At 42.4% G+C, this 25,978-nt stretch carries 29 protein-coding genes and 5 pseudogenes; 28 read left to right on the top strand and 6 right to left on the bottom strand.

Going from position 1 to position 25,978, the window contains the following annotated elements:
- Nucleotides 1-282 precede the first annotated feature (282 nt).
- The 10 genes from udk to AB4X21_RS06795 all read left to right on the top strand — a co-directional run bounded on the left by udk (nucleotide 283) and on the right by AB4X21_RS06795 (nucleotide 10,127).
- The gene (gene udk, locus AB4X21_RS06840) at nucleotides 283-921 is read left to right on the top strand and encodes a uridine kinase (RefSeq protein WP_320910585.1); all 639 of its coding nucleotides are present in this window, start codon (nucleotides 283-285) and stop codon (nucleotides 919-921) included.
- A 192-nt stretch (nucleotides 922-1,113) separates the two neighbouring features.
- The gene (locus tag AB4X21_RS06835) at nucleotides 1,114-1,794 is read left to right on the top strand and encodes a YoaK family protein (RefSeq protein WP_003011406.1); all 681 of its coding nucleotides are present in this window, start codon (nucleotides 1,114-1,116) and stop codon (nucleotides 1,792-1,794) included.
- Between the two features lie 370 nt (nucleotides 1,795-2,164).
- On the top strand, nucleotides 2,165-2,662 hold the full coding sequence (locus tag AB4X21_RS06830) for a GAF domain-containing protein (protein WP_151378740.1): 498 nt from the start codon (nucleotides 2,165-2,167) through the stop codon (nucleotides 2,660-2,662).
- On the top strand, nucleotides 2,662-4,338 hold the full coding sequence (gene dnaX, locus AB4X21_RS06825; protein WP_369087698.1) for a DNA polymerase III subunit gamma/tau: 1,677 nt from the start codon (nucleotides 2,662-2,664) through the stop codon (nucleotides 4,336-4,338). Before AB4X21_RS06830 ends, dnaX begins: the two co-directional genes overlap by 1 nt.
- Nucleotides 4,339-4,376: 38 nt before the next feature.
- Nucleotides 4,377-4,574, top strand: a complete 198-nt coding sequence (locus AB4X21_RS06820; protein ID WP_003002577.1) for a DUF3272 family protein — start codon at nucleotides 4,377-4,379, stop codon at nucleotides 4,572-4,574.
- A gap of 207 nt (nucleotides 4,575-4,781) precedes the next feature.
- A complete protein-coding gene (locus AB4X21_RS06815) occupies nucleotides 4,782-6,044 on the top strand; it encodes an ABC transporter permease (RefSeq protein ID WP_270299641.1) in 1,263 nt (420 codons plus the stop codon).
- A 6-nt stretch (nucleotides 6,045-6,050) separates the two neighbouring features.
- Nucleotides 6,051-6,692 (top strand): ABC transporter ATP-binding protein, encoded by a 642-nt coding sequence (locus AB4X21_RS06810; RefSeq protein ID WP_151378742.1) that lies wholly within the window; start codon nucleotides 6,051-6,053, stop codon nucleotides 6,690-6,692.
- A 12-nt stretch (nucleotides 6,693-6,704) separates the two neighbouring features.
- Nucleotides 6,705-8,081, top strand: coding sequence for an ABC transporter permease (locus tag AB4X21_RS06805; protein WP_369087697.1), 1,377 nt, complete (start codon nucleotides 6,705-6,707; stop codon nucleotides 8,079-8,081).
- Between the two features lie 70 nt (nucleotides 8,082-8,151).
- A complete protein-coding gene (locus tag AB4X21_RS06800) occupies nucleotides 8,152-8,805 on the top strand; it encodes a response regulator transcription factor (RefSeq protein ID WP_009731294.1) in 654 nt (217 codons plus the stop codon).
- Entirely contained in the window at nucleotides 8,802-10,127 is a 1,326-nt protein-coding gene (locus AB4X21_RS06795; protein ID WP_369087696.1) for an ATP-binding protein, read from the top strand. Before AB4X21_RS06800 ends, AB4X21_RS06795 begins: the two co-directional genes overlap by 4 nt.
- Before the next feature lie 191 nt (nucleotides 10,128-10,318).
- Here the strand turns inward: AB4X21_RS06795 and AB4X21_RS06790 are convergent, their stop codons facing one another.
- Together AB4X21_RS06790 and AB4X21_RS06785 are read right to left on the bottom strand one after the other, a co-directional pair.
- Nucleotides 10,319-11,008, bottom strand: a complete 690-nt coding sequence (locus tag AB4X21_RS06790; protein WP_151378745.1) for an ABC transporter ATP-binding protein — start codon at nucleotides 11,006-11,008, stop codon at nucleotides 10,319-10,321.
- 1 nt (nucleotide 11,009) lies between these two features.
- Entirely contained in the window at nucleotides 11,010-12,113 is a 1,104-nt protein-coding gene (locus AB4X21_RS06785) for an FtsX-like permease family protein (protein ID WP_270299646.1), read from the bottom strand.
- Nucleotides 12,114-12,280: 167 nt separating this feature from the next.
- On the opposite strand from AB4X21_RS06785, the pseudogene AB4X21_RS06780 reads away from it, so the two are divergent.
- From AB4X21_RS06780 to AB4X21_RS06715, 14 genes and pseudogenes are all read left to right on the top strand, one after another.
- Nucleotides 12,281-12,592, top strand: a pseudogene (locus AB4X21_RS06780) (hypothetical protein); the annotation flags it as partial.
- A 253-nt stretch (nucleotides 12,593-12,845) separates the two neighbouring features.
- Nucleotides 12,846-13,241: a glycosyltransferase gene (locus AB4X21_RS06775; protein ID WP_369087695.1), complete on the top strand. Its 396-nt coding sequence runs from the start codon at nucleotides 12,846-12,848 to the stop codon at nucleotides 13,239-13,241.
- Nucleotides 13,242-13,264: 23 nt separating this feature from the next.
- Nucleotides 13,265-14,035 carry a hypothetical protein gene (locus AB4X21_RS06770; RefSeq protein WP_270299650.1) on the top strand — a complete coding sequence of 257 codons (771 nt, stop codon included), beginning with the start codon at nucleotides 13,265-13,267 and terminating at the stop codon, nucleotides 14,033-14,035.
- Nucleotides 14,036-14,101: 66 nt separating this feature from the next.
- Nucleotides 14,102-14,800: a hypothetical protein gene (locus AB4X21_RS06765; protein ID WP_270299652.1), complete on the top strand. Its 699-nt coding sequence runs from the start codon at nucleotides 14,102-14,104 to the stop codon at nucleotides 14,798-14,800.
- Between the two features lie 76 nt (nucleotides 14,801-14,876).
- Nucleotides 14,877-15,536 carry a hypothetical protein gene (locus AB4X21_RS06760; protein ID WP_270299653.1) on the top strand — a complete coding sequence of 220 codons (660 nt, stop codon included), beginning with the start codon at nucleotides 14,877-14,879 and terminating at the stop codon, nucleotides 15,534-15,536.
- Between the two features lie 13 nt (nucleotides 15,537-15,549).
- Nucleotides 15,550-16,269, top strand: a complete 720-nt coding sequence (locus tag AB4X21_RS06755) for a hypothetical protein (protein WP_270299655.1) — start codon at nucleotides 15,550-15,552, stop codon at nucleotides 16,267-16,269.
- Nucleotides 16,270-16,383: 114 nt separating this feature from the next.
- Entirely contained in the window at nucleotides 16,384-17,112 is a 729-nt protein-coding gene (locus AB4X21_RS06750) for a hypothetical protein (RefSeq protein ID WP_369088371.1), read from the top strand.
- Between the two features lie 386 nt (nucleotides 17,113-17,498).
- The gene (locus AB4X21_RS06745; RefSeq protein WP_333492094.1) at nucleotides 17,499-18,380 is read left to right on the top strand and encodes a hypothetical protein; all 882 of its coding nucleotides are present in this window, start codon (nucleotides 17,499-17,501) and stop codon (nucleotides 18,378-18,380) included.
- Nucleotides 18,381-18,617: 237 nt separating this feature from the next.
- The gene (locus AB4X21_RS06740; RefSeq protein ID WP_270299659.1) at nucleotides 18,618-18,818 is read left to right on the top strand and encodes a hypothetical protein; all 201 of its coding nucleotides are present in this window, start codon (nucleotides 18,618-18,620) and stop codon (nucleotides 18,816-18,818) included.
- Between the two features lie 263 nt (nucleotides 18,819-19,081).
- Nucleotides 19,082-19,612 carry a hypothetical protein gene (locus AB4X21_RS06735; protein WP_151378751.1) on the top strand — a complete coding sequence of 177 codons (531 nt, stop codon included), beginning with the start codon at nucleotides 19,082-19,084 and terminating at the stop codon, nucleotides 19,610-19,612.
- Nucleotides 19,612-19,707: pseudogene (locus AB4X21_RS06730) on the top strand (TipC family immunity protein); the annotation flags it as partial. The gene AB4X21_RS06735 and the pseudogene AB4X21_RS06730, both read left to right, overlap by 1 nt.
- Before the next feature lie 48 nt (nucleotides 19,708-19,755).
- The gene (locus AB4X21_RS06725) at nucleotides 19,756-20,262 is read left to right on the top strand and encodes a hypothetical protein (RefSeq protein WP_151378752.1); all 507 of its coding nucleotides are present in this window, start codon (nucleotides 19,756-19,758) and stop codon (nucleotides 20,260-20,262) included.
- Between the two features lie 98 nt (nucleotides 20,263-20,360).
- Nucleotides 20,361-20,840 (top strand): hypothetical protein, encoded by a 480-nt coding sequence (locus AB4X21_RS06720; protein WP_003011446.1) that lies wholly within the window; start codon nucleotides 20,361-20,363, stop codon nucleotides 20,838-20,840.
- Between the two features lie 359 nt (nucleotides 20,841-21,199).
- Nucleotides 21,200-21,417, top strand: a pseudogene (locus AB4X21_RS06715) (hypothetical protein); the annotation flags it as partial.
- A gap of 3 nt (nucleotides 21,418-21,420) precedes the next feature.
- Here AB4X21_RS06715 and AB4X21_RS06710 read toward each other — a convergent pair.
- Nucleotides 21,421-21,644 (bottom strand): annotated as a pseudogene (locus tag AB4X21_RS06710) (helix-turn-helix domain-containing protein); the annotation flags it as partial.
- 328 nt (nucleotides 21,645-21,972) lie between these two features.
- On the opposite strand from AB4X21_RS06710, the gene AB4X21_RS06705 reads away from it, so the two are divergent.
- The 3 genes from AB4X21_RS06705 to AB4X21_RS06695 are packed head-to-tail and all read left to right on the top strand — an operon-like array spanning nucleotide 21,973 to nucleotide 24,240.
- A complete protein-coding gene (locus tag AB4X21_RS06705) occupies nucleotides 21,973-22,278 on the top strand; it encodes a rhodanese-like domain-containing protein (protein WP_003002677.1) in 306 nt (101 codons plus the stop codon).
- A 20-nt stretch (nucleotides 22,279-22,298) separates the two neighbouring features.
- Entirely contained in the window at nucleotides 22,299-23,954 is a 1,656-nt protein-coding gene (locus AB4X21_RS06700) for an FAD-dependent oxidoreductase (RefSeq protein ID WP_369087694.1), read from the top strand.
- On the top strand, nucleotides 23,944-24,240 hold the full coding sequence (locus AB4X21_RS06695; RefSeq protein WP_151378753.1) for a rhodanese-like domain-containing protein: 297 nt from the start codon (nucleotides 23,944-23,946) through the stop codon (nucleotides 24,238-24,240). The genes AB4X21_RS06700 and AB4X21_RS06695 overlap by 11 nt, the downstream gene beginning before the upstream one ends.
- A gap of 91 nt (nucleotides 24,241-24,331) precedes the next feature.
- Here AB4X21_RS06695 and AB4X21_RS06690 read toward each other — a convergent pair whose 3' ends face one another.
- On the bottom strand, nucleotides 24,332-24,589 hold the full coding sequence (locus AB4X21_RS06690; RefSeq protein ID WP_003002739.1) for a metal-sensitive transcriptional regulator: 258 nt from the start codon (nucleotides 24,587-24,589) through the stop codon (nucleotides 24,332-24,334).
- 86 nt (nucleotides 24,590-24,675) lie between these two features.
- The gene (locus AB4X21_RS06685; RefSeq protein ID WP_369088385.1) at nucleotides 24,676-24,906 is read right to left on the bottom strand and encodes a hypothetical protein; all 231 of its coding nucleotides are present in this window, start codon (nucleotides 24,904-24,906) and stop codon (nucleotides 24,676-24,678) included.
- On the opposite strand from AB4X21_RS06685, the pseudogene AB4X21_RS06680 reads away from it, so the two are divergent.
- Nucleotides 24,893-24,982: pseudogene (locus AB4X21_RS06680) on the top strand (TIGR01741 family protein); the annotation flags it as partial. The gene AB4X21_RS06685 and the pseudogene AB4X21_RS06680 overlap by 14 nt on opposite strands.
- Nucleotides 24,983-25,031: 49 nt before the next feature.
- Here the strand turns inward: AB4X21_RS06680 and birA are convergent.
- On the bottom strand, nucleotides 25,032-25,967 hold the full coding sequence (birA, locus tag AB4X21_RS06675; protein WP_369087693.1) for a bifunctional biotin--[acetyl-CoA-carboxylase] ligase/biotin operon repressor BirA: 936 nt from the start codon (nucleotides 25,965-25,967) through the stop codon (nucleotides 25,032-25,034).
- Between the last annotated feature and the right edge of the window lie 11 nt (nucleotides 25,968-25,978).

Genomic DNA, 25,978 nt, shown 5'->3' with positions numbered 1-25,978 from the left:
AGAAACATCACTGTTTCTAGCACTTATCTCACGGCGGAAAGTTTCAGTATATTCTTGATTCATTTAAAAAATTAGAACTCATTTTTATTTCTTTGCAAGATCACTTAGTTTTTTTTCTAAAGAACTAGTTTATCTAAATAATCAAAGGACCGCAAGGTCCTTTTTGTTTCCAAACTTCTTACTGAAAAACTATTCATGTCTAGGCAAAAATATGGTAAAATGGATGAGATGTGTCTGAGATGTCTATTTCTTCTCAGGCGACTAGAGGTAATGGAGTAGAAAATGCAAAATAGACCTATTATTATTGGTGTTACTGGTGGTTCTGGTGGTGGAAAGACCAGTGTGTCTCGTGCCATTTTGGCCAATTTCCCGAATGAAAAGATTGCCATGATTGAGCATGATTCTTATTACAAGGACCAGAGTCATTTGACCTTTGAGGAGCGGATCAAGACTAACTATGACCATCCTTTTGCCTTTGATACGGACTTGATGATTGCGCAGATCAATGAACTCTTGGAGGGTCGTCCGGTAGATATTCCAACTTATGACTATGCTGAACATACACGCAGCAGCAAGACCTATCGTCAGGAACCACAGGATGTCTTCATCGTGGAAGGGATCTTAGTCCTTGAAGACAAGCGCCTTCGAGACTTGATGGACATCAAGATTTTCGTTGATACGGATGATGATGTGCGGATCATTCGCCGGATCAAGCGCGATATGGAGGAGCGTGGCCGGAGTCTTGATAGTGTCATTGAGCAATACCTTGGTGTGGTAAAACCGATGTACCACCAGTTCATCGAGCCAACCAAGCGCTATGCGGACGTGATTATCCCGGAAGGTGTCAGCAATACGGTTGCGATTGACTTGATCACAACCAAGATTGAAAAAATCCTCAACGAAGCGCGTGAGGGAAAATAAAATAGGGAGAAAGAGGGAAATCGATCTCCAATTCTTTCACATTAGTTGGAATAATTGAATGTCGCAGTAGTTGGTGAGACTCTTCATTCGCTAAAAGACTCGAAAGAGTTCTCAATCAACTTTGCAGGGGTGGTACGAGGAATGTTATGTAACATTCTGTACCACTCCCTCTTTTTCCTAGGGAGAATGGAAATGAAAAGGGAGTTTCATTCGCGGACCAAGGCGTTCGCTTGTTTATTGACCATGTGTGCTGGTTTTTCAGATGCCTATACCTTTATCTGTCGGGGTGGGACCTTGGCGGCAGGCCAGACGGGGAATGTGGTCTTTCTATCGGTCGGCTTGATTGGCCAGCAGATCTCAGATGTAGAAGTCAAGTTAGCGACCATGCTGGCTTTTATGCTGGGAATCCTTTTGATGACAGTCTTGCGTCGCTTGATTGACAACTCAGTTTGGCGCCTCAGTACCTTGGTACCCTTTATCCTCACAACCTTGGTGACGGGATTTTTGCCAGCATCGGTAAAAAATGTCTTCATCGTTCCTTTTTTTGGCCTGAGTTTGGGAATCGTAGCGACCTCTTTTGGAGAAGTGGATGGCTACGCTTATAATCATTCCTTCATGACGGGAAATCTCAAGAAAACCATGGTGGCTTATGGGAATTTTGTCAGAGAAAAGGAAAAGAAATTCCTTTGGGAAGCCATTTTTATGACCTGCTTGATCGGGAGCTTTGTCTTTGGGGCCATTTTTTCGACCTACTTGATCCAGTTTTATGGATTAGAGACCATCTGGCTGGTATCCATCATCTTGACTATCTTTTTAATCTATCGTGCCATCCAGTATTTTGAAGTCTTTCACTTCAATCGGCGACATGAATAGATAAAATAATTTTTATAAGAATGAGTTAAATGATTCTGCAAAGAAATAAAGCTGAGATTTTATTTTTAAAATGAATCAAGAATATATTGAAACTTTCCGCCGTGAGAAAAGTTTTAAGATAACTTTATCTATATTCCAGAGGCTGGGACAAAAGTCCTAGCCTCTCAATTGTCTTTGCATTGTCGAACAAGACGCAGTGGTTGAGTGGGCTCTACTACGCTGATTTCATCAGCTTTTACAGCCCTACTCAACTGTGCGGAGGTGGGACGACGAAATCGAATTCTAACGAATTACCGATTTCTGTCCCACTCTCTTTTCTTTCGCTGTTTTAAGCTTAATTTTTGGGTAAAGATTTGGTATAATGGAAGGTATGAAACATTCGGAAAAAGAATCACAATACCAGCTCTTGCTGGCTCAGTTAGACGCTCTCTTAATGGGAGAAACCAATGCCTTGGCTAATCTGTCCAATGCCAGTGCTCTTTTAAATCAAGCCCTGCCTCGTTCGGTCTTTGCGGGTTTTTATTTGTATGATCAAACGGAATTGATCCTGGGACCTTTTCAGGGAGGTGTTTCTTGTGTCCATATCGCTCTTGGAAAGGGTGTCTGTGGAGAAGCCGCTCAAAAGCAGGAAACCATCATTGTTGAAGATGTGCGCCAGCATGCCAACTATATTTCCTGTGATAGCCGGGCTATGAGTGAGATTGTGGTGCCTATGGTCAAGGACGGCCAGCTCCTTGGGGTTTTAGATCTGGATTCGGAGTGTGTCTCTGACTATGATCAGCTGGATAAGGAGTATTTGGAAGAGTTTGTCGCTCTCTTGATCGATAAGACAAACTGGGACTTTAAGATGTTTGGAGTTAAGAACTAATGTATCAAGCTTTATATCGGAAATACCGTAGCCAGACTTTTGGCCAATTGGTCGGCCAGCAAGTGGTGGCACGGACATTGAGACAGGCCGTCGAGCAGGAGAAGATCAGCCATGCCTATCTCTTTTCTGGTCCTCGTGGTACTGGGAAAACCAGTGTGGCCAAGATCTTTGCTAAGGCTATGAACTGTCCTAATCAAGTCAATGGGGAGCCTTGTAACGACTGCTATATCTGTGAATCCATTACCAATGGGAGCCTAGAAGATGTCATTGAAATCGATGCGGCATCCAACAATGGGGTGGATGAGATTCGGGATATTCGCGACAAATCCACTTATGCTCCGAGTCTAGCCAAGCACAAGGTCTACATTATCGATGAGGTCCACATGCTCTCAACAGGAGCCTTTAATGCCTTGTTGAAGACGCTGGAAGAGCCGACAGAGAATGTGGTCTTTATCCTCGCAACAACGGAGTTACACAAGATTCCAGCTACTATTCTGTCACGGGTGCAACGCTTTGAATTCAAATCCATCAAACTGCCGGATATCGTTCATCATTTGGAAAGCATCTTAGCTACAGAAGGCATTGCCTATGAAGCAGATGCTGTGCAGATCATCGCTCGACGCGCTGAAGGTGGGATGCGGGATGCCTTGTCCATTTTGGACCAAGCCCTGAGTCTGACTGCGGGTAGTGAGTTGACGACAGCAATCGCTGAAGAGATTACAGGATCCATCAGTCTAGTCGCACTCGATCAGTACGTGGTCGCCATCCTGGCTCATGATGCAACAGCAAGACTGGATCAGCTGGCGATTATCTTTGATAACGGGAAGAATATGGCCCGTTTCGTCACGGACTTACTTCAATACCTGAGAGATCTTTTGATTGTCCAAACAGGTGGAGAAAACACTCACGCTAGTGACTTGTTTGTGGCGAATCTTGAAGCCGATCAAGCCCGTCTTTTTGCCCTGATTGACCAGGCGACGACCAGTCTAGCGGATATCAAAAATAGTCTGCAACCGCGAATCTACACTGAAATGATGACTATTAAATTGGCTGAAAGTACGGGCCAAGTTTCTAACTCAGCTACTCTGGAGGTTCCTTCTAATGTGCTAGCTCAGCTGGAAGACTTGAAAAAGGAAGTCGCTCAACTCAAGCAACAGTTAGCGCAATCAGGTAGCAGTCTTCCTGCTTCAAAACCAGCAGTAACGCGTCCAACCAAGTCTAGCAAGGGCTACCGTGCAGATCGAAACAAGGTCAACGCCATTTTACAAGAGGCGGTTGAAAATCCAGAGTTGGCACGGACCAACTTGATCCGTCTTCAGAACGCTTGGGGGGAAATTATCGAGAGCTTGGCAGGTGCGGATAAGGCCCTCTTAATCGGATCCCAGCCGGTCGCTGCCAATGAAAATCACGCTATTTTAGCCTTTGAGTCTGCCTTTAATGCTGAACAGACCATGAAGCGGGACAACCTCAATACCATGTTTGGAAATATCCTCAGCAATGCTGCTGGCTTCTCACCAGAGATTTTAGCGGTTTCGATGGAAGAATGGACCCAAATTCGGGCAGAGTTTTCGGTTAAGGCGCGTGGCCAAAAAGCGGAAGTGGTAGAAGAAGAGGAAAGTGTCATCCCTGAGGAATTTCACTTTTTATCCGATAAAATCACTCTTCAAGACGATTAATACATGAATTTTTTACTGAATCATGGTAAAATAATTTTATGAATAGAAAACAATTTGCAGTGATAGCAGTCTTTACTGCTATGGAGACATATTTTTTCAATGAAGCGACCATGGCGGGTCAAATGCTCTTTGCATGTTTTTGGGCCCTCTTGATCTTGCGCAATCTCCAGACGGCCTATATGGTGGAGAAGATTGCGAGTGCCATTGAAAAAGAAATCAGAAAGAAAAGAAAATAAAACCTTTGAAAAGAAATCCTTTTTCAAAGGTTTTTTTCTATGGCTATAGATAAAGTGACTCTAAACGACTGCTTAACTCTCCTAAATTTTTCTAGGAAATTATTTCTATTTCATAAACATTTCACATTTCTTTTCTATAATAACTATAACAAATGATGAAAGCGCCCGTATTGCATTACTGTGGGCTTTGAAATGGAGGGTGAGCTCATGCTCTTACAACAGGCAATCGCCTATATTTCTCGAAAAAGAACGAGGAATCTGGTCCTCTTTCTAATTCTCCTCTTGATCCTCTCTTGCTTGTATTTCTGTTTTTCACTGATGCAAGTAGGAGGAAGACTGGAGGACCATATCAAGCAGTCGGCTGGGACCAGTTTTGCTCTGACCAGTAAACAGGGGAATGCTCCCTTTGCTTTGAAGGAAGCTGAAAAGGTGCGGCAACTAGCTGGGGTGGGAACCATGGTTCCCCAATATGAAAGTCCCGTTCGCATTCTTGGTAAAGAAGCGGTGACGGGGCAGCAGTCGGTAGAGCGGGATGATTTGGGGCAGGAAGCCAAGCAAGCACTAGGCGCTGTCTTTACCCAGAAGACAGACCAGCACCTGGATTTCCGCAGTGGCAGTTTCCAACTGGTGCAAGGCAAGCACTTATCCGAAAAGGCTCGCGGGCAGATCTTGATCCACCAAGAGTTGGCTAAGAAGAACAAGCTAAAGGTCGGAGATTCCTTGACCTTATCCAGCTTTCAGATGGGAGAGACTCCTGCCAAAGAGCAAACCTTTAAAATCATAGGCATCTTTTCGGGTAAGAAACAGGAAAAATTCACAGGAATGACCTCTGATCTGAGTGAAAACCAAGTCTACCTCCCTTATGAGGATGCGATTAAGCTCTTAGGGCTCAGTCAGCAAGAAGTAACCCAGGTCACCTTTGGCGTCAAAGATCCTGAGAAAATCGATGCCCTCTTGAAGCAAGTAAAAAGCTTGGATCTGGATTGGCAATCGCTACGCGTGGTCGAAGATCGCAAGGCCTTTGACCAGATGAAAGAATCCTCTCAGACCCTAGAAGGCCTGGTACGGATCATGATGATCGTCCTTCTGGTGACGGGAGCCGGTGCCCTATCTCTCTTACTCAGTCTCTGGACACGAGAACGGATCCATGAAATCGGAGTCCTCTTATCCATTGGGAAGAGCAAGGGCCGGATCTTTGGACAGTTCCTCTTAGAAGTGGCGCTGGTATCCTTACTAGCACTGATCCCGGCCTTTCTCATCGGGCGGATGATCAGCCATCGTTTCTTAGAGCAATTTGTCGGACAGACTGGTCAACAGCAGACTCTAGACTTGCTTCATCAAATCCCTCAAGGCCTTTCCTTAGGAATCGCCTATGCTAGCCTCTTGTGCTTGATCCTTCTGTCGCTCGGTGTAACTACCAGCATGATCTGGCGCAAGACCCCAAAAGAAATATTAACAAAAATGAGTTAAGGAGAAATGACACCTATGTTAGAACTCAAACATGTATCCTATAGTTACCAAAGCTACCAAGAAGAGATCTTCTCAGACGTGAACTATCAGTTCAAAAATGGGACTTTTTACAGCATTATCGGTCAGTCTGGAGCTGGGAAATCGACCCTCCTCTCCCTCTTGGCTGGTCTAGACAATCCCAAGAAGGGACAGGTTCTCTTTGATGGGGAGGACATCCAGACCAAAGGGTCTAGCTACCACCGCAAGCATCATGTTTCCTTGGTCTTTCAGAATTACAATTTGATTGATTATTTGACGCCACTGGAAAATGTTCGCCTGGTCAACAAACAAGCTGGGAAAGAGATTCTCTTAGAATTGGGGCTGGACGAAACGCAAATCAAACGCAATGTCCTGCAACTATCCGGAGGGCAGCAACAGCGGGTGGCCATTGCGCGTGCGCTCGTTTCAGAAGCACCTGTCATCTTGGCAGATGAGCCGACAGGAAACTTAGACGAACAGACAGCCGGTGACATCATTGCCATTTTGAAGAAGTTGGCCAAGGAACGTCAAAAATGTGTCATCGTCGTCACCCACAGCAAGGAAGTGGCGGAGGCCTCCGATGTGGTCTTGGAATTGAGTCGCCGTAGCCTCGTTGAGAAGAGCAAGTAAGGAGGGAATGCTATGTTGCGCAATGCTTTTGCTTATATCACACGTAAATGGCCCAAGTCTCTCTTGCTCTTTGCCATCATTCTCCTCATGGGGACCTTGAGCTTGATCGGACTCTCCATGAAGGGGGCGACCCAAAAAGCTTCATCGGAAAGCCTGGGATCCATCACCAATAGCTTCTCCATGCAGATCAACAGACGGACCAATCCGGGAACCCCTCGGGGAGCTGGGAATCTCAGAGGAGAAGATATCGAAAAAATTAGCCAGGTAGAGGGGATCACCTCCTCGATCAAGCGGATCAATGCCATCGCAGATATCCTAGACCACGAGATCATTGAGACTGAAGAAACCCTGCAAAATCAATCTCCAGAGCGGGCCAAGCAATTTAAGAATACCTTGATGGTGACAGGGGTCAATGACTCTTCAAAAGAAGATAAATTTGTCTCTGGAGCCTACAAGCTGGTCCAAGGGGAGCATCTGACAGACAAGGACAAAAACCAAATCCTCATGCACGAAGATTTGGCGAAAAAGAATGGCCTAAAGGTGGGCGATAAGGTGCGCCTCAAGTCCAATCTCTACGATGCTGACAATGAAAAAGGGGCTAATGAAACTGTCGAAGTGACCATCAAGGGCTTGTTCTCAGGGAAGAACCAAGCTCCTCTAACTTACGCCCAAGAGTTGTATGAAGATACCCTCATTTCTGACCTAGATACAGCTGCCAAACTCTACGGCAATACTGTTCAAACAGCTACCTATGAGGATGCGACCTTCTTTGCCAAGGGGGATCAGGACCTGGATCAATTGATCGAAAAAATCAAAGCCCTGGATATCCCATGGAATTACTTTGACTTGGTTAAGAGCTCTTCTAACTATCCAGCCTTGCAAAAATCCATCAGCAGCATGTTCCAAGTGTCAGACTACTTGTTTATCGGTAGCCTCATCTTTGCTAGCTTGCTTCTCACCCTTCTCCTTGTCTTGTGGCTCAATGCCCGTCGCAGAGAAGTGGGGATTTTGCTGGCTCTGGGACTCTCCAAGGTGCAGATTGCGGGACAATTCGTGGCAGAATTAGTCATGATTTCCATACCAGCCTTCCTCCTTTCCTATGGAGTTGCAGGACTTCTTGCCAAAGCAGTCGGAGATACGGTACTCAAGAATGTAACCAGTGGCATTGCCAAACAAATGGCTCAAGAATCCTCTGCAGCCAACCTTGGTGGAGGAGCTGAGGCAGAAAGCTTCAGTAAGACCCTGACGGACCTCCATATGGACATCCAACCGAACCAATTGTTGGTGATTGTCTTGGTCGGTGGCCTTCTCTTGATTCTGGTATCTATCCTTTCTTCACAATGGCTCTTGCATAAGAAACCAAAGGAGCTCTTGGTGGATGTCGAATAAGAGATTGTTCCCTAAAATAGAAATAGGGTATAATAGGAGGTAGAAGAAGTTCTTAGATAAAGGAAAGTGTATGAAGATACTAATCGTAGAAGATGAAGTCCTGATTCGCGAAGGGATGAGTGACTATCTCATGGAATGTGGCTATGAGGTCTTTGAAGCAGGTGATGGACAGGAGGCCCTGGATCTCTTTCACAGAGAAGCGCCGGATCTTGTCTTGCTGGATATCCAGCTCCCTATCCTCAATGGCTTGGAAGTGCTCAAGACCATCCGGAAGACCAGCTCGGTCCCTGTCCTCATGCTGACGGCCTTCCATGATGAGGACTATAAGTTAACGGCCTTTGGAGAGTTGGCAGATGGCTACCTGGAAAAACCCTTCTCTTTGTCCCTCTTGAAGGTCCGTATCGAAGCTATTTTTAAAAAGCTCCAGCCTTCCCGGGTCTTCACCTATGGAGAGGCAAGGGTGGATTTTGAGAGCTACACAGCCAGTCTAGCTGGGCAAGCCATCTCCATGAATGCCAAGGAGTTGGAAATTTTGGAATACTTGCTTCAGCATGAGGGCAAGGCCCGGACCCGCTCTCAGATCCTCGATGCCGTCTGGAAGGAGACAGAGGAGATTCCTTTTGACCGGGTGATCGATGTCTATATCAAGGAACTACGAAAAAAACTAGAGCTGGACTGTATCGTAACGGTACGCAATGTCGGCTATAAATTGGAGAGACCATGACCAAACGGAGTATCTTTGCAAAGATCTTTCTGATCACCTTTGCCCTTTTCAGTGGCTTAGTCATCCTTCTACATGCTTCGGTTTACTTTATTTTCCCCTCGACCTATATCGAGTCTCAGCGCCAGACGATTTTGAAGAAATCACAGGCCCTGGCCAAGAGTTTCCAGGGTCAGGAAGAAGGAACCATTGAGTCGGTCATCGACCTTTATTCCAAGACCAATGATATCAAGGTCTCAATTAAGGGCAAGGAAAAACAAAATGCCCTAGAGGTCAAGGATGACTTGCTCCTGAACCCTAACAGCCAGAACAATTCCCTGGTCATTGAAGAGCGAAAGATTGAGACCAAAGAGGGGAAGGACTTGACCTTGCAATTCTTAGCAACTGTCGATTCGCAAAAGGAAGCGCGGGACATCAGTTTGGGCTTCCTTCCCTATAGTCTTCTGGCTTCCTTTATCCTGTCACTGCTTGCCTCTTATCTCTATGCCCGCCTGATTTCTGCTCCGATCCTTGAGATCAAGCAGATGACCAAGCGGATGAAGCGCTTGGATCGGACAGCTAGTCTTCCCATTCATTCGCAGGATGAGATCGGCGTTCTTAAGCAACAGATCAACGACCTCTATCACCATCTTCTAGAAGTGATCGACAATCTAGAGCAGCAAAAACAAGAAAATCTGAAGTTGGAGCAGATGAAGGTCGAATTCCTACGTGGAGCCTCACATGAGCTCAAGACGCCTCTAGCCAGCTTGAAGATTATCCTTGAAAATATGCGGGATAAGATCGGCCGCTACAAGGATCGGGACCGCTACCTGTCGGTCTCCCTCGATATCGTTGATGAGATGAACCAGATCGTCCTAGAAATCCTGTCCCTGTCCTCTGTTCAAGAATTGGCCGGAGACAAGGAGTGGATCCAGCTGGATCAGGTCTTAGAGCAGATCCTCGACCAGTACAAGGTCTTGGCTCAATCTCGCTCGCTCACGATTGACAATCAGATCCCAGCCAAACAAGTCTATATGGACCCAGCGATTCTGAAATTGGTCCTCTCAAATGTCATCAGCAATGCCGTTAAGCATTCGGATGCCGGTGGAGAGATCCAGCTCCGTCTCGAAGAAGAAGGGACGCACTTGGCGGTTGAAAATACCAGCCAGGAAATGGTAGAGACCGCTGAGCTGCCAATGACCGCTAGCCGTCAGAAGAAGGAAGGCGGCTTGGGACTCTTCGTGGTCCAACACTTGCTAGACCATGAGGAACTGGCCTATCAATTTGACAAAACGGCTATGGGCTTACGCTTCCGTATGGAACTGCCCAAAGATCCTCAAGAATAAAAAAATAGAGAGTGGGACAGAAATCGGTAATTCGTTAGAATTCGATTTCGTCGTCCCACCTCCGCACAGTTGAGTAGGGCTATAAAAGCTGATGAAATCAGTGTAGTAGAGCCCACTCAACCACTGCGTCTTGCTCGACAATGCAAAGACAATTGAGAGGCTAGGACTTTTGTCCCAGCCTCTTTTTGTATTTAATCAACCTTTTCTACCTTTAGCAACTGGCCGTGTTTTAATTCATAAATGGTATCTACATAGGTCAGGATGGAGCGGTCATGGGTGACCATGATGGCGCTCTTGTTTTTAGATTTGACTTCTTTTCGGATCAATTGGGCGATTTCTTGCCCTCGATCTGGGTCTAGGCTAGCCGTTGGTTCATCAGCTAAAATAACCTGCGGATTTCCGATGAAGGCCCGAGCAATGGCTGCTCGTTGCTTTTGTCCACCGGACATCTGATTCGGGTATTGGTGGTAACAAGCTTCGATGCCAAGATCTGCCAACAATGCTTTGATTTCCTCTTGGCGTTTTTTCTTGTCCTTTTCCCCTTTTAATTTGGCCACCAGTTCTAACTGGTCACCGATTTTCATGTAGGAGAGGAGCTGGTGATCTTGAAAGATAAAGCCGAGCAATTCCAGCCGTTTTTGCGTCCACTGACTTTGGTTAAGACCGGTCAAGTCTTGGCTAGTGATACGAATCCGCCCCTCATCTGCTGACAAAAGCAAGCCAGCGATGGCTAAAAGCGTGGACTTACCAGATCCTGAAGGGCCCAAGATCGCGACAAATTCGTTGGGTTCGACGCTTAAATTCAGCTGGTTGAGGACATGGTGCATCTGGCTGCCATCGGCGTAGGATTTTCTGATATTTTCTAATTCGATAATGGCCATCTTATTCTCCATTTCCACCAATGACTTCGATTGGATCTACTTTTTTGATTTTGACAAGGGACAAGGCACCACACAAAATAGAGGTCAGGATAAAGCTAATCGAGATGGTGAGATTGTCCTTCAGGGTCATAAAGGAAGGGACGCTATTGGGTAAAAATGGCGCCATCATAGTTGCCAAGCCAAGCCCCAACAGCACTCCGATGAGGGAGATGATGGTGAGCTGGGATAGTTGGACATAGGTAATCTGGCTCATGGACATGCCAATAGCCTTCAAGACACCGAACTGTTTCAACTTCTGCAGGGTGAGGATATAGAAGAAGACCCCAAGGATAGCAGAAGAAGCGAGTAAGAGCACCCAGGTGATCATCCGTAGCGTCAGGTTTTGAGCCTTGTAGCCAGGGATTTTATCGATCACTTGCTTCTTATCCGCCACCATTAAGTTGCTGGCTAGATCGCTAGAAGGGATGTTTTTCTTAGTCACAAGGGTTTGGGCTTGCCATTGATAGCTTGGATCTGTTTTTTGCCGCATGCCTGTGTAGGTATCCGAGCTGATAAAGCCAATCTCGCTATAGCCGTATTTGGCATTTTTCGCGAAGGCCACGACCTTGAGTTTTTGCTTGGAGGTTTTGTCGATCACTTGATCGCCGACTTGGATCCCTTCATCCTCTTTGAAAGAACTATCCAGAATGACCTCGTTTTTCTTTAAGTCAGAGATCTTGAGATCGGTACCTTCCATGATTGGATTGAGGGTTTCTTCTTCATTGTGATCAGTCGCGAAGTAGGTGATATCCAGAGTGTTGGGATCCTCTGATTTTGAGACAGTTGCTCGCTGGATGGACAAACCCGAATAGTCCATCCCCTCTATCTTTTGGACCTCATCTAAATCCTTCGCCGTAATGGTTGAAAAGGGGATAATCCCTTCTGAATCCGTCGAAAGGATGTAGTGCAGCGACCCATAGTTATCGATTTGGGCCGATACCGAACGGCCCAGTCCATTTGTCAGACCGGACAAGAACACCACCATAAACATGAGGATGGTAATGAGGAGTTCAATCAGGATAAACTTCTTGGGCTGGTATTTCATTTCATTCCATGCAATTTTCATATTCGTTCTCCTTTTAGCACGGAGATGCTCGAGTAGCTCGGCACCTAAACATACTCTATCATCATACCATAAGTGGGGGGAGAATGGGGGGATGGTGTTTGGGAAGTATAGACGAATGAAACAGTTCAAGTTTTTTGTGCATATAATAATATGGATCACCTTGACAATCCCTCTTTACGAACTATCCCTTTGGTCGTGGTCATGAGCGAAAGGTAGCCTATGTGATCTCAGGTGCTTACAAGGACTGGCAATTTAGAGCCTTTACCTATCATTTTGTGGGCAATACCCTGGAGCAAACAGGATCTGGCGGAGTCTTCAGTGTGGCCATGATTGAGTGTCCTCAGGCACCGCAGGTCCAGCTACCGGAGCAAGTCTTTTATGAGAATGGTGTGTTGTGCGACTACCAGAACGAAAATCTCAATGTAGAAACCCTTCATGATCGGATTGAAAAATTGGGAGAGCTGGCAAAAGGCTTGTAGGGATGAGCCGTCAGGAAGAATTCTACATAAAAAAGTTCACTAGGATGATTGAGACAAAAGCCACCTTTTTAAGTGGTTTTCTTGTGCTCAAATCAATGTTGCCACCTAGTATTTATGGTATACTAGTTCTATGTAAATTTCTCCGATCCTATGAGTCTAGGGCTGTTTTTACAAGTGAGTGAAAGGGGTCCGAGTTCTTTTGTAGGAGAGGGAAATAATAAAATTTTAGGAGTGTAAAATCATAATGGGTAAAATGAAAAAATTAATGGTCATGGTTCTCCTGTCTCTTTCTTTGGTTCTGATAGCGGCTTGTGGTACGTCTTCGGCTAAGCTTGAAGGGGAATGGAAAGTCCAAACAGGCGATAAGAAAAATGGTGTGCTGGTCTTTACTAAAGACACTGTGACAGTAGACGGAAAAGAATATCCCTATAAACAAAAGTCTATTGAGAAAAAAGGGAATCTTGTATACTACAAAATCGAGCAACATGGTGAGTCTTATTCTGTGATTTTCCCAGATCAGGATAGAAATATTGCCATCATGATCCAACCGAGTTCAGAAAAGGATGATTTGAGCGGACTCTTGCTGTATGCGATGAATAAAAAAGAGCAACCAAGCTACGAAGACTATGGCAAAAAATACTTGAAATAGACTTGGGTGAGAAAGGGACAGATATGTTTTTTAGAAGACGTCGTTTTTACTTGAACCAATATTATGACAAAGCTATTTATTATGATCGTAAGACTCACGAAGTTTTAGAGGCGCCAAAGAGTAAACTATTAGATACAGAGAAATCGAGCAGGATGAATCGGCATATTCCTCTATTAGTTGTTCTCTTTATGGCTAGCGGAAGTGGCATTTCTTCCTTCTTTAGTCTATTTTTACAAGGAACTTATAGTATGACTGCTTTTTGGAGTGTTATTCTTATCTGGATAGCAGAATTTGCTTTTATCACTCTCCTTGTAGAACGAGCCTTGTATAGAAATGTCAATAAAGCTCAAGTGACTACCCAAACGGTTTGTCTGACGACTATGATTTATCCCGATGACGAAAATCAAGACGAAGAAGAAAAGACGGAAAAAAAAGGATTTAGCAAAGGTGCTTTTTTATATTTTAATGCACTCTTATTTACTGCTCCTGCAGTTGGTTTCTACTATGTCTATGATTTTATTTCCCGCTTTAAAGACTTGTTGGGGCAACCGATTGGAGGAGAGATTTTTAAGATTATATTTGCAGGTCTTTTGTTGGGAGTTGCTTTTGTTGTGTTCAATCAAAATAATTTCGTTAGAATCTTGAAATTGTCACAACGGTTTGAGGAGGGAAAAATTAGTGTGATATGTAGAGCTGATGACGATCCAGATGTCTATCTAGAAGTGAGGATGGGAACAGATCAAGAACCTATCATCACCGAACTACAGAAAGATGAAAACCAAGTTTTGAAGTAGAAGGTAGAGAGTGGAAAAAAGTTTTCTTGTATAAAATCAATCTGACCAGATAAGGAGAGGGAGTTCATGTCAAAAGCTTCAAAGAAAAAGAAAGCAGTGCTCGAAGAACGATACCACGGCCCTTTGATTACAAATGGGGTTAGTCTAGGCTATATCAAGCTTCTACCTTCGATTACACTACCAGTATCTTTTATGGCGTATTTTGGGACGACCTATATCGATCATATCGGCATTTATAAAATCTTGTTCATTGTTTGCATGGTTATTAGTGGTGTAGCAATCCCACTCTCTTTCTTTGATCGTTTTATTGTGAGATTTAAGAGTTTTATCTATCTTTTTGTTTCCATACTTGTTTTGATTTTAAACATTGACATGACTTTTATTGGCTTGGTTATGCTAGTTGGTAATGACGGGATCTATTCAGTCTGGGCACTTATTTACAATCTGGTAGCTCTCGGTATCCTGCTTTTTTCTACAGGGCTCTACTCCTGGTATTATCTTCCTAAAAATCAGGGGAAAATCTGGGCTTTCAACCGATGGGAGACTTATGGTGGTGATGACAATGACAAGAAGCAAGAGCGATTGTTTAATGTTGGAGTTGCTTTTGTGGCTGTATTGTTAGCGCCAGCTATTATTACTGGCTACATTGAGAATATCTTTGGTGTTTTCTTGGGAATCTTGATGAACTTCGCTTTCCCAGCTCTCATAGTGGATGGAATTCAGGCGGCGCGCTATGTACGCAAACACCCAGAATATGAAGAGTAGATTTTTCATTTTGAAACTTGTTCCTAATGGTTAGGAGATTTTAAGAACTTATTTTCATAAATAGAAAGAGGTATGTATGTTTTTTCTTAGACGGCGCCGTGTCTTTATCGGCGAATGTGATGGTCAGGCGGTCTATTATGACCAACAGACAGGAGAGGCTTTAGCCGCTCCCAAAAGTTTTCTGCTCAATACTGAAGGGGCTCGGAAGACCAACGCCTACATTCCTGAAATGGTGATTTTTTTCATGGCCGGTGGGCCCGGGCTCTTTGGATTCTTTTCAGCTATGTCCATTGGAGTCTATAACTGGACCAGTTTGACCTATATCCTACTATTTTGGTTGGCTGAATTTTTGCTTTTGATTGCGATTCTAGAACGGGGATTGTATAAAAATGTTCGCAAAGCACAACCTACGACAGAGAAGATTTTTCATTATGCAGCTTCTCATAATTTAATGATAGGCGAAGAAAATTTTGATCCGGCTAAGTGCTCAGCTACTATTTTTCGAATTGTTCGATGGATTATGGTAGCGATGAATCTATATTCTATCTACGTTATTTATCACTATATTCAGTCATTCGGTCAGCCAATTGAGCTGAACCAAGATTTTTGGGGAATGGGGCTCATCTGGTTTACGATTATATTGATGTACAACCAAAACAATCCAATTCGATTAGTGAAAATTATGAAACTGTACAGCCAAGGAAAAGTACGATTTAAAGAAGAAGCAGAGAGTTGATGAGAGGGAGTTCATGTCAAAATCTTCAAAGAAAAAGAAAGTAGTGACCGAAGAACGTTACCACGGCCCTTTGATCACGAATGAGGTTAGTCTAAGCTATATTAAATTTTTTCCTTGGATCATGCTACCGATTACGACATTTTTATATTTTGCGGGTAGCTACGTAGATAGGATTGGTATTATCAAGGTTCTATTTCTTTCTTGTATTCTGATTAATGGCTTCAGTATTATCTTTGGCCTTTTTAACTCTTTAGTGAATCGCCTTAAATCTCTGACCTACATCTTAATCGGCTTGGTAGCTTGGACTGTATTAGTCAGCTTCACCTTTATTGGTCTATTGATGTTTACCTCAGTCGAGGATTCTATTAGTGCACGAACGGTCAATGATTCCAGCTTCACCTTGTTTTATCTCATTCCCATCTTGCTCCTATTCGTTGGGATGACCTTGATGTATGCCTGGTATTACCTCCCTCAAAATCAAGGAAAAATTTGGAAGATTAACCAATGGGAGACCTACAAGGTGAATAGTAAGAAAAAAGAATGGCTTTTCAACATTTTGGGAGTTATTGGGATTATGTTGCTGTTTATAGCCGTGATGACAGGCTTTATAGAGAGAATCTTCGGTCTTTTCTTGGGGATGTTAATGACATTAACGTTTCCGGCGGTTATCGTGGATGCCGTTTACGCAGCCATCTATATCCGAAAGCATCCAGAATATGAAGAGTTGACTTAAAGAAATTATTTGGAGGATAAGTTTTCACATGGAGAGTGGAAGCTACCCAAGCTGTGGTAACGGGAATCGGATAAGTATTAGAAAGAGGCTAGAATGTTTTTTATAAGACGTCGTATGTATTTTAATCAATATGGTGATAAAGCAATTTATTTTGATCGTAAGACTCACGAACTTTTAGAAGCTCCAAAGAGTAAACTATTAGATACAGAGAAATCGAGCAGGATGAATCGGCATATTCCTCAATTAGTTGTTTTCTTTATGTTTAGCGGGGGTGGCCTTACTTCCTTCTTTAGTCTATTTTTACAAGGAACATATAGCATGACAACTTTTTGGAGTGTTATTCTTATCTGGATAGCAGAATTTGCTTTTATCACGATCCTCGTAGAACGAGCCTTGTATAGAAATGTCAACAGGGCTCAAGTGACTACCCAAACGGTTTGTCTGGTGACTATGGAAAAGTCAGACGAAGCCAAGGACATGGAGGCAGAGATGGAGATGAGTGAAAAAGATAGCCACAATGCTACACGCCTGATAAAAGGATTGATTTTTCTAGTCCCCTTGGTTGGATTCTTCTATGCCTATGATTTTATTTTTAATTATAAAGACTTGCTAGGTAATCCTATTGGAGGAGAAATATTTAAAATTATTGCAACTGGACTTTTATTAGGTCTTTCTTTTGTAATATATAATCAAAATAATCTTACCAAGAGTTTTGATATATTGGATTTATTCCGTGCTGGAAAACTTAATGTGATATGTAGAGCTGATGACGATCCAGATGTCTATCTAGAAGTGAGTGTTGGGCCAGATGGAACTATATTGACAAAAGAATTAGATAAGTAAAAAAGAAAGTTTTGATCCAGCTAAGGAATCTGCCACAATCTACCGAATTGTTCGATGGATTCTTGTGCTTATGAATTTATATTCTATATATGTTATTTATAGTTACATCCGGTTATTTGGTCAGCCTATTGAGACTAACTCTTACTTTTGGGGACGGGCATAATCTGGTGTACAATGATATTGCTTTACAACCAAAACAACCCGGTTCGTTTTGTGAAGATTATGAAGCTATACAGTCAAGGGAAGGTACGATTTAAGGAAGAAGGCGATTCTATTGCTAATTTCTTTGGAGGTGGGAAGTGATTAAATATGGAGAAGACTTTCGGTCAGAAGCATTAAATAAGGACTATTTTCAAGCGCTGGGTTCTACACGAGCTTCTGTGAGAATGTTGAGTTTGGCTTGGGCTGGTTTATTTGTATTGAGCATCGACCTGACTCATGTATACTTTTTTATCAAGGAGCAATTCACAGTAGATCCCTTTTCGAATGTCCCTTTTCTTTTTCTATGTCTTCTTCTATTTCTCATGCTGGGCTGTCAGATTATGTCATTCAGCAAGACATTCATCTATAAACATCAACTCTTGAGTACTGCGATGCTCTTTATACTAATCAATGGAATCCATCTCTCATTAGTTTTAATGGATTATATTCTCACTATTTTAACGAATGAGGTTCTAAAAGATTCGCTGATCTACTCGCAGATTTATTGGTTGAGTTTCACTGTTTTATTTATCTGTTTGACGGTTTATAATGTCAGCTGGTTAAAAAAGCAATTAGGACGAGGCTTTTCAGAAAAACGAGCTGCAGGAAACTTTATCGCCACTTCCAGTGTCTTTAGCAGATCCTCCCTCTGGCTTATTTTCGGGATCACTGTGTTAGGCGGAGGGCTGGCCAGTTTATCCGGTTATTATGTGCAAACATTTGGGATCGTGAGTAACATAGTGTTTACTTCAGCTTTTTCGAGGTTAATCGTCGAAGTCGGCTATCTCCTTTATCTAAGAAGTAAGGATAAGACCTATTGGGAAGAAGGACCGAAGGAAGACCAGAGTCAGTTCTTCTTGAAAACCATAGATTTCAAAAAGGCCAAGCACCGCTTAACTACAGAAGTTGTCTTATTTTTGACTCTAGCAGTGTCTTTAAAACTATTGAATATAGATGCTGAAAATAGCCCAAGTTGGCTCATAGGAACCATAAGAATTTTCGGTTATTCGATTCTATTGGATGCTACGATTAGTTTTGTTTTTTATCAGATTAAAAAGAAGAGATAGGGAAAAAGAAGAAGTAGAAAGCCTTCTTTGACTATTTGGAAAGAGGTGTTAGATAAAATGAAACAGTTTAAGTGGTTGATAATAGTATCTTTTATCTTATTAGTCATTCCTTTTTATCTCACTTATAAAAATTCTCAACAATCTAGTACTCTAAAAACAGCTTTTGAAAAACAGGATAGAATCGCAGTTCTTCATTATTTAATGACGTCGTAAAAGTACGCATCTCAAATACGTAAAGTGGGGGACATCATTCCATCTGATGGTGCTATTCGTCAAGAAGGAGTTGTTTATCCACTTGAAATAGAAGGAGAAGTACATTTGAAAATCAGCCCTCCTCAAAAAGATGCAAAAGATTTTCAGTTATTTTTTTCTACACAAATTAATAAAAAACAAACCTTTGTGGCTTTCGTGTTAGATAAAAAACTAAATTTAATGTAATCGACCTATTCTCAGGATAACGACAGTGGAGAAAGAAAGGGAGTCTCTATCTCGCAATCCGAAGAAGAGCGTCTGTTGAAAATTGTTCGAGGAGAGATTGACGGTTTCATGGAAAATATGTATCGGATCTTATATGCCTAAATATAGATATAGTGCTACTACAGACATTCGTGATTGTTCGAGCCCGTTCTTTACATTTTGTTTTATTTAAAAATGAATCTTAAAGTGTGAGTACCTATTCTAGTAGCAAGAAAGGAAGACAAATGGTAACACCCCTGATATTTATTATTTCTCTCGTCTTACTTTTACGTCGTTTTACAAGCAAACGTTCACGAAAGATCATTGGCTTCTTATATGCTTCATTTGCAGTCTGGTTTGTTTATTCGATTCTTACTTATGGAAGCTATACACTTCAGCCTGGTCAAAGTGTTCAATTGAGAGTTTATCCCAATACAGATCAGCTAGAGTATAATTCGGAACTACATTTTAAAAAATTAGATGATGCGAAGTTAAAATTGTCCGGTCGAAAAGGTTGGGGAATGAAAGACAGTAATATAGTCTATAATGTTGAAAAGCAAACAATAACGGAGCTAATTTTTTTAAAAGACAAAACCGAGCGTAAAGACTTACCGAATGATAAAAGTAAGAGTTTTTACTTAGAAAACGATGGAATAGTGGTTCAAGGGGAAGTTGAGGAAGTATTTGGGGTGACAGAACGAAAGCCCTACAACATCACCATCACCAATGTAGACGATAAACCGGCCCACTTTGAAGCTCGAGTAGTGGATCGGTAAACTGGACCTCCATCTACTCTAGTCGCTTTAGCCCCAAAAATTGGGGTGATGTGACCGACAAGGATATTTGGAGAGAGAATCTTGGAGCAGATTAGTGATATGTCTCAATCTGAGTTTCTGACGAAGAATGGGGAGAAGTGCGTGTGAAAAACAAAAGAAAACAACTTAATAAATGGAATCTAGGATGTTCTGGAGTGGTTGCGATTGTAGCGATTGTGTTTTCCTATTATATTTATTTGTATTTCAAAAATGCGAGTTACACCTTGAAACCAGGGGATTCCATAGTTTTAAAAGTTCCGACCTCAAAACAAAAGGAATATTCTCCCAAATTATATCTATCTCAGATTTCTGGTGGGAAATTAGAATTATCTGGGAAAACCTCATGGTGGCAGGGTGGAGAAGGAAACCTTGTAGGGACTAACTATGATGTTTTGAAGCAAGAAATTAGCGAGATCTACTCATCATCAAGCAATATCCCAACAAAAATAATCAAAAATGATCCAGATAAGAGTATATATTTATCAAAAGAAGGTGTCGTTCTTCAATTTAAAGAATCTTGGGAATTTGAGATTCCAAACTCAAAACAAATAAAAATAACGAATATTTCAGACAGGGATATTAGGTTTGAAGCACAGGTGACAGGTGAATAGAAGAATTACCAAAAGGGTACTTGAATTTTTGGGAAATCATTGAAGAATGTGTCAGTTGTTCTAAAAAGATTAGGTTTGTAGATAAGAAGTTGTAAATAATGGAATTGAATCATCAAATTTTTGGAAAAATAAACTATAACTATGGTTGGACTCAGGATATTACTGTAACTATTTTTGGTAAGAATTCTGTCATAGAAATGAATATTGACGCAGATGCTGATGGAGAATTTGAAGTCAATCAAGAAAGAGCATATATCTATTTTAAAGAGCACTTAGATGAAATTATCAACGAAACGAATGCTGCCATTGTGTCTTACTATAATAGTGAAATAGCAGGCATTGTTTCGGGTTACACCAATATCAGCGCAAAACAATATTTTCTTGATAAAATTGGAGACGAAGAACAAATTTATTCTCTGTTGAAACCCAAACAAATTATGTTCCCTTTGACTTTTGATGAACATGTTGAAGAATTTGGTTTTATATGTGATTGTGATTGGGACAAGGAAAACGGAGTAGGGATAAAATTTACCAATGGTATTCTGTCTGAGATTGGATCTCAAGACATCCTTCTATAGATATTTCTTTCTTTTATGACTGACTAGTTCAAGAAGAAAACGGATGATAAATGTTACCACTTTCGAGATGGCAAAAGAAACAGGGAGAATAGTGATGGGAAACAAACTATTAATGCCAGGAATGCCGTTTGGTCAAGTTAGTTCAGTATCTCTTGTAGATTTAAAGGAATGAGTTAATAAAACTTGGTGCAGGAAAGGCTCAGCATATTTCAGATTTCTTAAAGTTTGATAAATATTATTTTGTAGGAGCAGATTTAAAATACGATATAAGTTTATTAATGGGGCAATATGGAGATAATGAAGGTGATGCGGCAGCAATTCAAGATGGTATGGATGATTATAAGAAAGGAAACAATTAAATGGTAACACCGCTGATATTTATTATTTCTCTCGTCCTACTTTTACGTCGTTTTAAAAGCAAACGTTCGCGAAAGGTCAATGGCTCTTATTTGCTTCATTTGCAGTCTGGTTTGTTTATTCGATTCTTACTTATGGAAGCTACACCCTCCAGCCTGGTCAAAGTGTTACATTGAAAGTTTATCCCAATACAGACCAGTTGGAGTATAATTCGGAACTCCATATAGTAGTGTTGGTAATAGACCTTCTGTCCATTTACTTGTTTCACTTGTGTTACGGAACCACGATTAATTTCACGAGTAATAGTAGAGCGATTTCTCCCCAGACGACGAGCAATCTCAGCTGGTTTGAGTCCTACGCTTAAATAAGCTTCAATTTCCCTCGTTCAGCTTCAGATAAGTGCTTGTAGGATTGATTTGTGGTAGGATAATTAGCGGACATGTTCATCTTTCTTTATACTGTTTTTCGCAACTCTAGTATATCAGATGAACACGTCTTTTGTGTTGCACTTCATTTTACAACAGGGCATGGGGTCTGTTTTCAGAAAAGGTAATTTTCTAGGAAATAGTTGTTGAATAAATAGGACAGGTTCTATTAATGAACCTACCGACCAACTAAAAATTTCTCTCTTTAGGTTGTGAGTTGGCATCTTGTATACTGAAAATGAATAAAACAATTTAATAAAAAAGAGATAACACTAATCAATGCAAGTTGCTTGACAAAAGCTTGACTTAGTAGTTTAATATACCCCATAAGGGTATATTTGGAGGTGCCTATGTTTCACTTATTTACAAAAATTGATAGTATTTCTACTAGCGAATTAGAAGCTAAACTAAAGGAACCTATTCAGCTACTGGACGTTCGAACGCCTACAGAATTCCGTAGAGGCCATATCAAAAACGCAAAAAATGTCCCCCTAACTGAAATCGGTTCTTATAAGCCCACGACAAAAGAAACACTCTATGTCATTTGTCATTCTGGTGTGCGTAGTAAGATGGCTGCTAAAAAGCTAAAGAAAAAAGGCTATGATGTCATCAATGTCCGAGGTGGTATGAGGGCTTGGACAGGTAAGGTCATCTAAAAGTTTAAAGGAGAAAGCCAATGAAAATTATCATTGTCGGAGGAGTTGCAGGCGGTATGTCAGCAGCAACCCGTCTCAGACGTCTCATGGAAGACGCTGAGATCATTATTTTTGAGAAAGGGCCCTTTGTTTCCTTTGCCAACTGTGGCCTTCCTTACTATGTTTCAGGAGAAATTGCAAACCGTGATAGTTTATTGGTCCAAACTCCTGAAAGTCTCAAGGCACGCTTTAACCTCGATGTGCGACCATTTCACGAGGTTATCCAGATTTCACCAGCAGAGCACACTGTGACCGTACGCCATGATGGACAGGAATTCACAGAAAGCTACGACAAGTTGATCCTCTCCCCAGGAGCTAAACCATTTGTTCCTACCATTGAAGGTTTGGCAGAAGCTAAGAATGCCTACACACTCCGCAATGTTCCCGATCTTGACGAGATTATGGCCGCCTTGGACAAGCATCCAAAAGAAGCTGTCGTTATCGGTGCAGGCTTTATCGGGCTTGAAATGGCTGAAAACCTGTCGAAACGGGGATTGCAAGTCACCATCGTCGAAAAAGCTCCTCATGTCTTGCCACCATTAGATCAGGAAATGGCAGCCTTTGTCCAAGCAGAATTACTGGCAAACGGTGTCCGTGTTATCACTTCTCAATCTGCGACTCGATTTGAAGACCAAGGAAAAATCATCATTCTCGAAAATGGTCAAAAGATCACTTCTGACCTCACCATCCTTTCTGTCGGTGTTGAACCTGAAAACAGACTGGCCAAAGCTGCGGGGATTGAGCTGGGACTTCGAGGTGGTATCCTCGTCAACGAAAACTACGAAACCAGTCAAAAAGATATTTTTGCAGTTGGGGATGCAATCGTCGTCAAGCAAGAGATTACAGGTCAAGATGCTCTCATCTCTCTCGCTTCTCCTGCCAATCGTCAGGGACGCCAAGTGGCGGACGTCATCGCAGGACTCGGTCGTACAAACAAGGGCAGTATCGGCGCTGCTATCGTTCGTGCCTTTGATATGACAGCTGCTTCGACTGGTCTCAGCGAGCGTATCCTTCGCATGAATCAATTTCCTTACAAGGCGCTTCATGTCAGCGGTAAAGACCACGCTGGTTATTATCCTGGCGCTACTGATATGACCTTGAAGCTCCTCTTTGACCCAAACACTGGAAAAATTTATGGTGCCCAAGGAGTTGGGAAGAAAGGTGTTGACAAACGAATCGATATCCTAGCAACTGCTATCAAGGGAAATCTCACCGTCTTTGACTTACCAGAGTTAGAGTTCACCTATGCGCCACCATTTGGTTCTGCCAAGGATCCCGTCAATATGCTGGGCTACGCAGCCTTAAACCTTATCGAAGGTCTCAGCGACAATATTCAATGGTACCAGCTCGAAGACGAACTGGCTAAAGGAAAGAAATTCCTAGATGTGCGGACCAGTGGCGAATTCCAAAGTGGTCGACTTAAGGTTGACACCATCCACCTCCCCCTAAACGAACTACGGAAACGCTTGGATGAACTAGACAAGAACCAAGCCTACATCGTTAGCTGCCACAGTGGTTTGCGCAGCTATATCGCAGAGCGTATCCTCAAGCAAGCAGGATTTACCGTCCAAAACCTTGACGGCGCTTATTCACTATACAAAATGGCTAACCCAGAAGGAGTAGAATATGGTAACTAATATCAGCATGGCTGACTTTTATGAAAAATATCAACATGAAAATCTAGACCTTATCGATGTTCGTGAAGTACATGAATTCCAAGCAGGACATGCACCAGGTGCCAAAAATCTTCCGTTAAGTACCTTGGAACAAGGCTACAAAGAACTCAAACCTGACCATGAATACCATGTCATCTGTCAAGGTGGAGTACGTTCCGCCTCTGCCTGTCAATTTCTCAGCGCCCAAGGCCTCACCGTTACCAATGTAGAAGGTGGTATGAATGCCTGGCCCGGTGATGTAGAATAAATCAAATACAAAAAGAGCAGTTGGTTTACTCTAAAGAAAACTAACTGCTCTTTTACTATTCTATCAACTTTTCAAGTAAGCCTTTATTCTGTTACTTCCGTTTAATCAAGTATTTAACTGCCTTTTCCAATCTTTCCTTCTGCGCTTGAGGGTCGCCTAAAGGTTCATTAATACAAGCTGTTAAATTCTCGGTTATCATCAACTCAATAATACGATCAACGCTTGAACGAACTGCTGTTAATTGGGTGATGATATCGACACAATCCCGCTCTTCCTCCATCATTTTTTGGATACCCCGCAATTGACCTTCTGAGCGTTTGAGGCGTGTAATGTACTTTGATTTTGTCATCTATTTATCCTTAAACGATTTTTTTACATTATATCTCTAATAAAGCCCTTTGTCAAAAGTATCACTTCTCTTAAAGATAAAGCCTCCTAGTTCTCTACTCTAACTCGCGCAACAATACCATCTTTGTCAGTCACGCTGAATTCTGCAGACGTAAACCACTTAGTTATCGCCTTGTTAGTTTGAGATTGAGCAAATACTTTCAACAACTCCTCTTTATTCTCAACTTCAACCACATAGTAAGCAAGACCAGCCATGCTATTTTCACGTCGAGCTAAATCTTTACCACCCCATTCATTAACAGCTAAATATCTCGGCAAGCAACAAGCGAATGAAAAAGAGCTTGAACAGTTCAAGGCTATGGAAGCTTTCCAAAGAGAGCATAATGGAAAGTAGATGAAACAATCAAAATACCACCCTCAGGTGGCTTTTTCTATACTTCATTTCACCATTTCGTCAAGGAGATTTCTCCGCTATTGAGCCAGATTTCTTCTTGATTTTCTAATTGGACCAAGAGTTGGCCGGTATCAGAGATATCTTTGGCGATGCCTTGATAGGTTTGCTGATTTTGCTCGAAAGTGACAGTTCGTCCTAGGACCAGGGAGCACTCTTTGTAGAGGTAGACCAGTTCATCGATATCCGTTTGGAAGAATTCTTTCCAGATCTCACTGATGAGGTCATTGCGGGTGATGGGACAAGGTCCTTCAAATAAGGAACCAGCCTTGGTTTGTAGCTCATCTGGAAAAGTAGGGATAGCCAAATTAAGACCGACTCCGATAATAACATCCGTGACGAGACCAGTCTCAATCGACGTGATAGCTTCGGTGAGGATTCCCCCAATTTTTTTATGGCGGTAGTAAATATCATTGACCCATTTGATATCGATATCGATCAGGGTCAAGTTTTTAATAGCCTTGTAGATAGCTCCAGCGACCATCAAGGTATAAGGAGGGAGCTCCGCAGGTGGCAGTTGAGGCTTGAGATGAAGGGACATGTAGATGCCCCCTTGATCAGGGCAGTAGTAGTCACGACCAAAGCGGCCCTTTCCAGCGGATTGCGAATTGGCCAGGTAGAGGGCCTTGCCTTCTTTATGGGTTTCTATGCCTAATTTGGCGTCCAATTGGGTGGAGCTACATTGTTCGTTTAAGGAAACGGTCAATTGGGTATTGCTTGCAATCACTGCAGGAAGCAGAATATCGCCTGAGACCAGTTTGTAGCCCTTCTTTTTTAGAGATTCGATGACGACCCCATCTTTTTCCAGGCGCTGAATAGCCTTCCAGATGGAGGTGCGGGAAACACCTAGTTCTTTTGCCAGCTGCTCCCCATTGACATAATCATCTGCCTGAGAAAGGGTTTGAAAGAGGATTTCGTGTGTTTTCATAGTTTTTTATT

This window comes from Streptococcus sp. CP1998 (genome assembly GCF_041026655.1).
GTDB lineage: Bacteria > Bacillota > Bacilli > Lactobacillales > Streptococcaceae > Streptococcus > Streptococcus dentalis.
This window is presented reverse-complemented; position numbering and strand designations above follow the sequence as displayed.

What these genes read in the sequence shown, in the direction of transcription:
- udk (WP_320910585.1), top strand. Translation starts at nt 283, where the DNA reads ATGCAAAATAGACCTATTATTATTGGTGTTACTGGTGGTTCTGGTGGT.
- AB4X21_RS06835 (WP_003011406.1), top strand. Translation starts at nt 1,114, where the DNA reads ATGAAAAGGGAGTTTCATTCGCGGACCAAGGCGTTCGCTTGTTTATTG.
- AB4X21_RS06830 (WP_151378740.1), top strand. Translation starts at nt 2,165, where the DNA reads ATGAAACATTCGGAAAAAGAATCACAATACCAGCTCTTGCTGGCTCAG.
- dnaX (WP_369087698.1), top strand. Translation starts at nt 2,662, where the DNA reads ATGTATCAAGCTTTATATCGGAAATACCGTAGCCAGACTTTTGGCCAA.
- AB4X21_RS06820 (WP_003002577.1), top strand. Translation starts at nt 4,377, where the DNA reads ATGAATAGAAAACAATTTGCAGTGATAGCAGTCTTTACTGCTATGGAG.
- AB4X21_RS06815 (WP_270299641.1), top strand. Translation starts at nt 4,782, where the DNA reads ATGCTCTTACAACAGGCAATCGCCTATATTTCTCGAAAAAGAACGAGG.
- AB4X21_RS06810 (WP_151378742.1), top strand. Translation starts at nt 6,051, where the DNA reads ATGACACCTATGTTAGAACTCAAACATGTATCCTATAGTTACCAAAGC.
- AB4X21_RS06805 (WP_369087697.1), top strand. Translation starts at nt 6,705, where the DNA reads ATGTTGCGCAATGCTTTTGCTTATATCACACGTAAATGGCCCAAGTCT.
- AB4X21_RS06800 (WP_009731294.1), top strand. Translation starts at nt 8,152, where the DNA reads ATGAAGATACTAATCGTAGAAGATGAAGTCCTGATTCGCGAAGGGATG.
- AB4X21_RS06795 (WP_369087696.1), top strand. Translation starts at nt 8,802, where the DNA reads ATGACCAAACGGAGTATCTTTGCAAAGATCTTTCTGATCACCTTTGCC.
- AB4X21_RS06790 (WP_151378745.1), bottom strand. Translation starts at nt 11,008, where the DNA reads ATGGCCATTATCGAATTAGAAAATATCAGAAAATCCTACGCCGATGGC.
- AB4X21_RS06785 (WP_270299646.1), bottom strand. Translation starts at nt 12,113, where the DNA reads ATGAAAATTGCATGGAATGAAATGAAATACCAGCCCAAGAAGTTTATC.
- AB4X21_RS06775 (WP_369087695.1), top strand. Translation starts at nt 12,846, where the DNA reads ATGAAAAAATTAATGGTCATGGTTCTCCTGTCTCTTTCTTTGGTTCTG.
- AB4X21_RS06770 (WP_270299650.1), top strand. Translation starts at nt 13,265, where the DNA reads ATGTTTTTTAGAAGACGTCGTTTTTACTTGAACCAATATTATGACAAA.
- AB4X21_RS06765 (WP_270299652.1), top strand. Translation starts at nt 14,102, where the DNA reads ATGTCAAAAGCTTCAAAGAAAAAGAAAGCAGTGCTCGAAGAACGATAC.
- AB4X21_RS06760 (WP_270299653.1), top strand. Translation starts at nt 14,877, where the DNA reads ATGTTTTTTCTTAGACGGCGCCGTGTCTTTATCGGCGAATGTGATGGT.
- AB4X21_RS06755 (WP_270299655.1), top strand. Translation starts at nt 15,550, where the DNA reads ATGTCAAAATCTTCAAAGAAAAAGAAAGTAGTGACCGAAGAACGTTAC.
- AB4X21_RS06750 (WP_369088371.1), top strand. Translation starts at nt 16,384, where the DNA reads ATGTATTTTAATCAATATGGTGATAAAGCAATTTATTTTGATCGTAAG.
- AB4X21_RS06745 (WP_333492094.1), top strand. Translation starts at nt 17,499, where the DNA reads ATGTTGAGTTTGGCTTGGGCTGGTTTATTTGTATTGAGCATCGACCTG.
- AB4X21_RS06735 (WP_151378751.1), top strand. Translation starts at nt 19,082, where the DNA reads ATGGTAACACCCCTGATATTTATTATTTCTCTCGTCTTACTTTTACGT.
- AB4X21_RS06720 (WP_003011446.1), top strand. Translation starts at nt 20,361, where the DNA reads ATGGAATTGAATCATCAAATTTTTGGAAAAATAAACTATAACTATGGT.
- AB4X21_RS06705 (WP_003002677.1), top strand. Translation starts at nt 21,973, where the DNA reads ATGTTTCACTTATTTACAAAAATTGATAGTATTTCTACTAGCGAATTA.
- AB4X21_RS06700 (WP_369087694.1), top strand. Translation starts at nt 22,299, where the DNA reads ATGAAAATTATCATTGTCGGAGGAGTTGCAGGCGGTATGTCAGCAGCA.
- AB4X21_RS06695 (WP_151378753.1), top strand. Translation starts at nt 23,944, where the DNA reads ATGGTAACTAATATCAGCATGGCTGACTTTTATGAAAAATATCAACAT.
- AB4X21_RS06690 (WP_003002739.1), bottom strand. Translation starts at nt 24,589, where the DNA reads ATGACAAAATCAAAGTACATTACACGCCTCAAACGCTCAGAAGGTCAA.
- birA (WP_369087693.1), bottom strand. Translation starts at nt 25,967, where the DNA reads ATGAAAACACACGAAATCCTCTTTCAAACCCTTTCTCAGGCAGATGAT.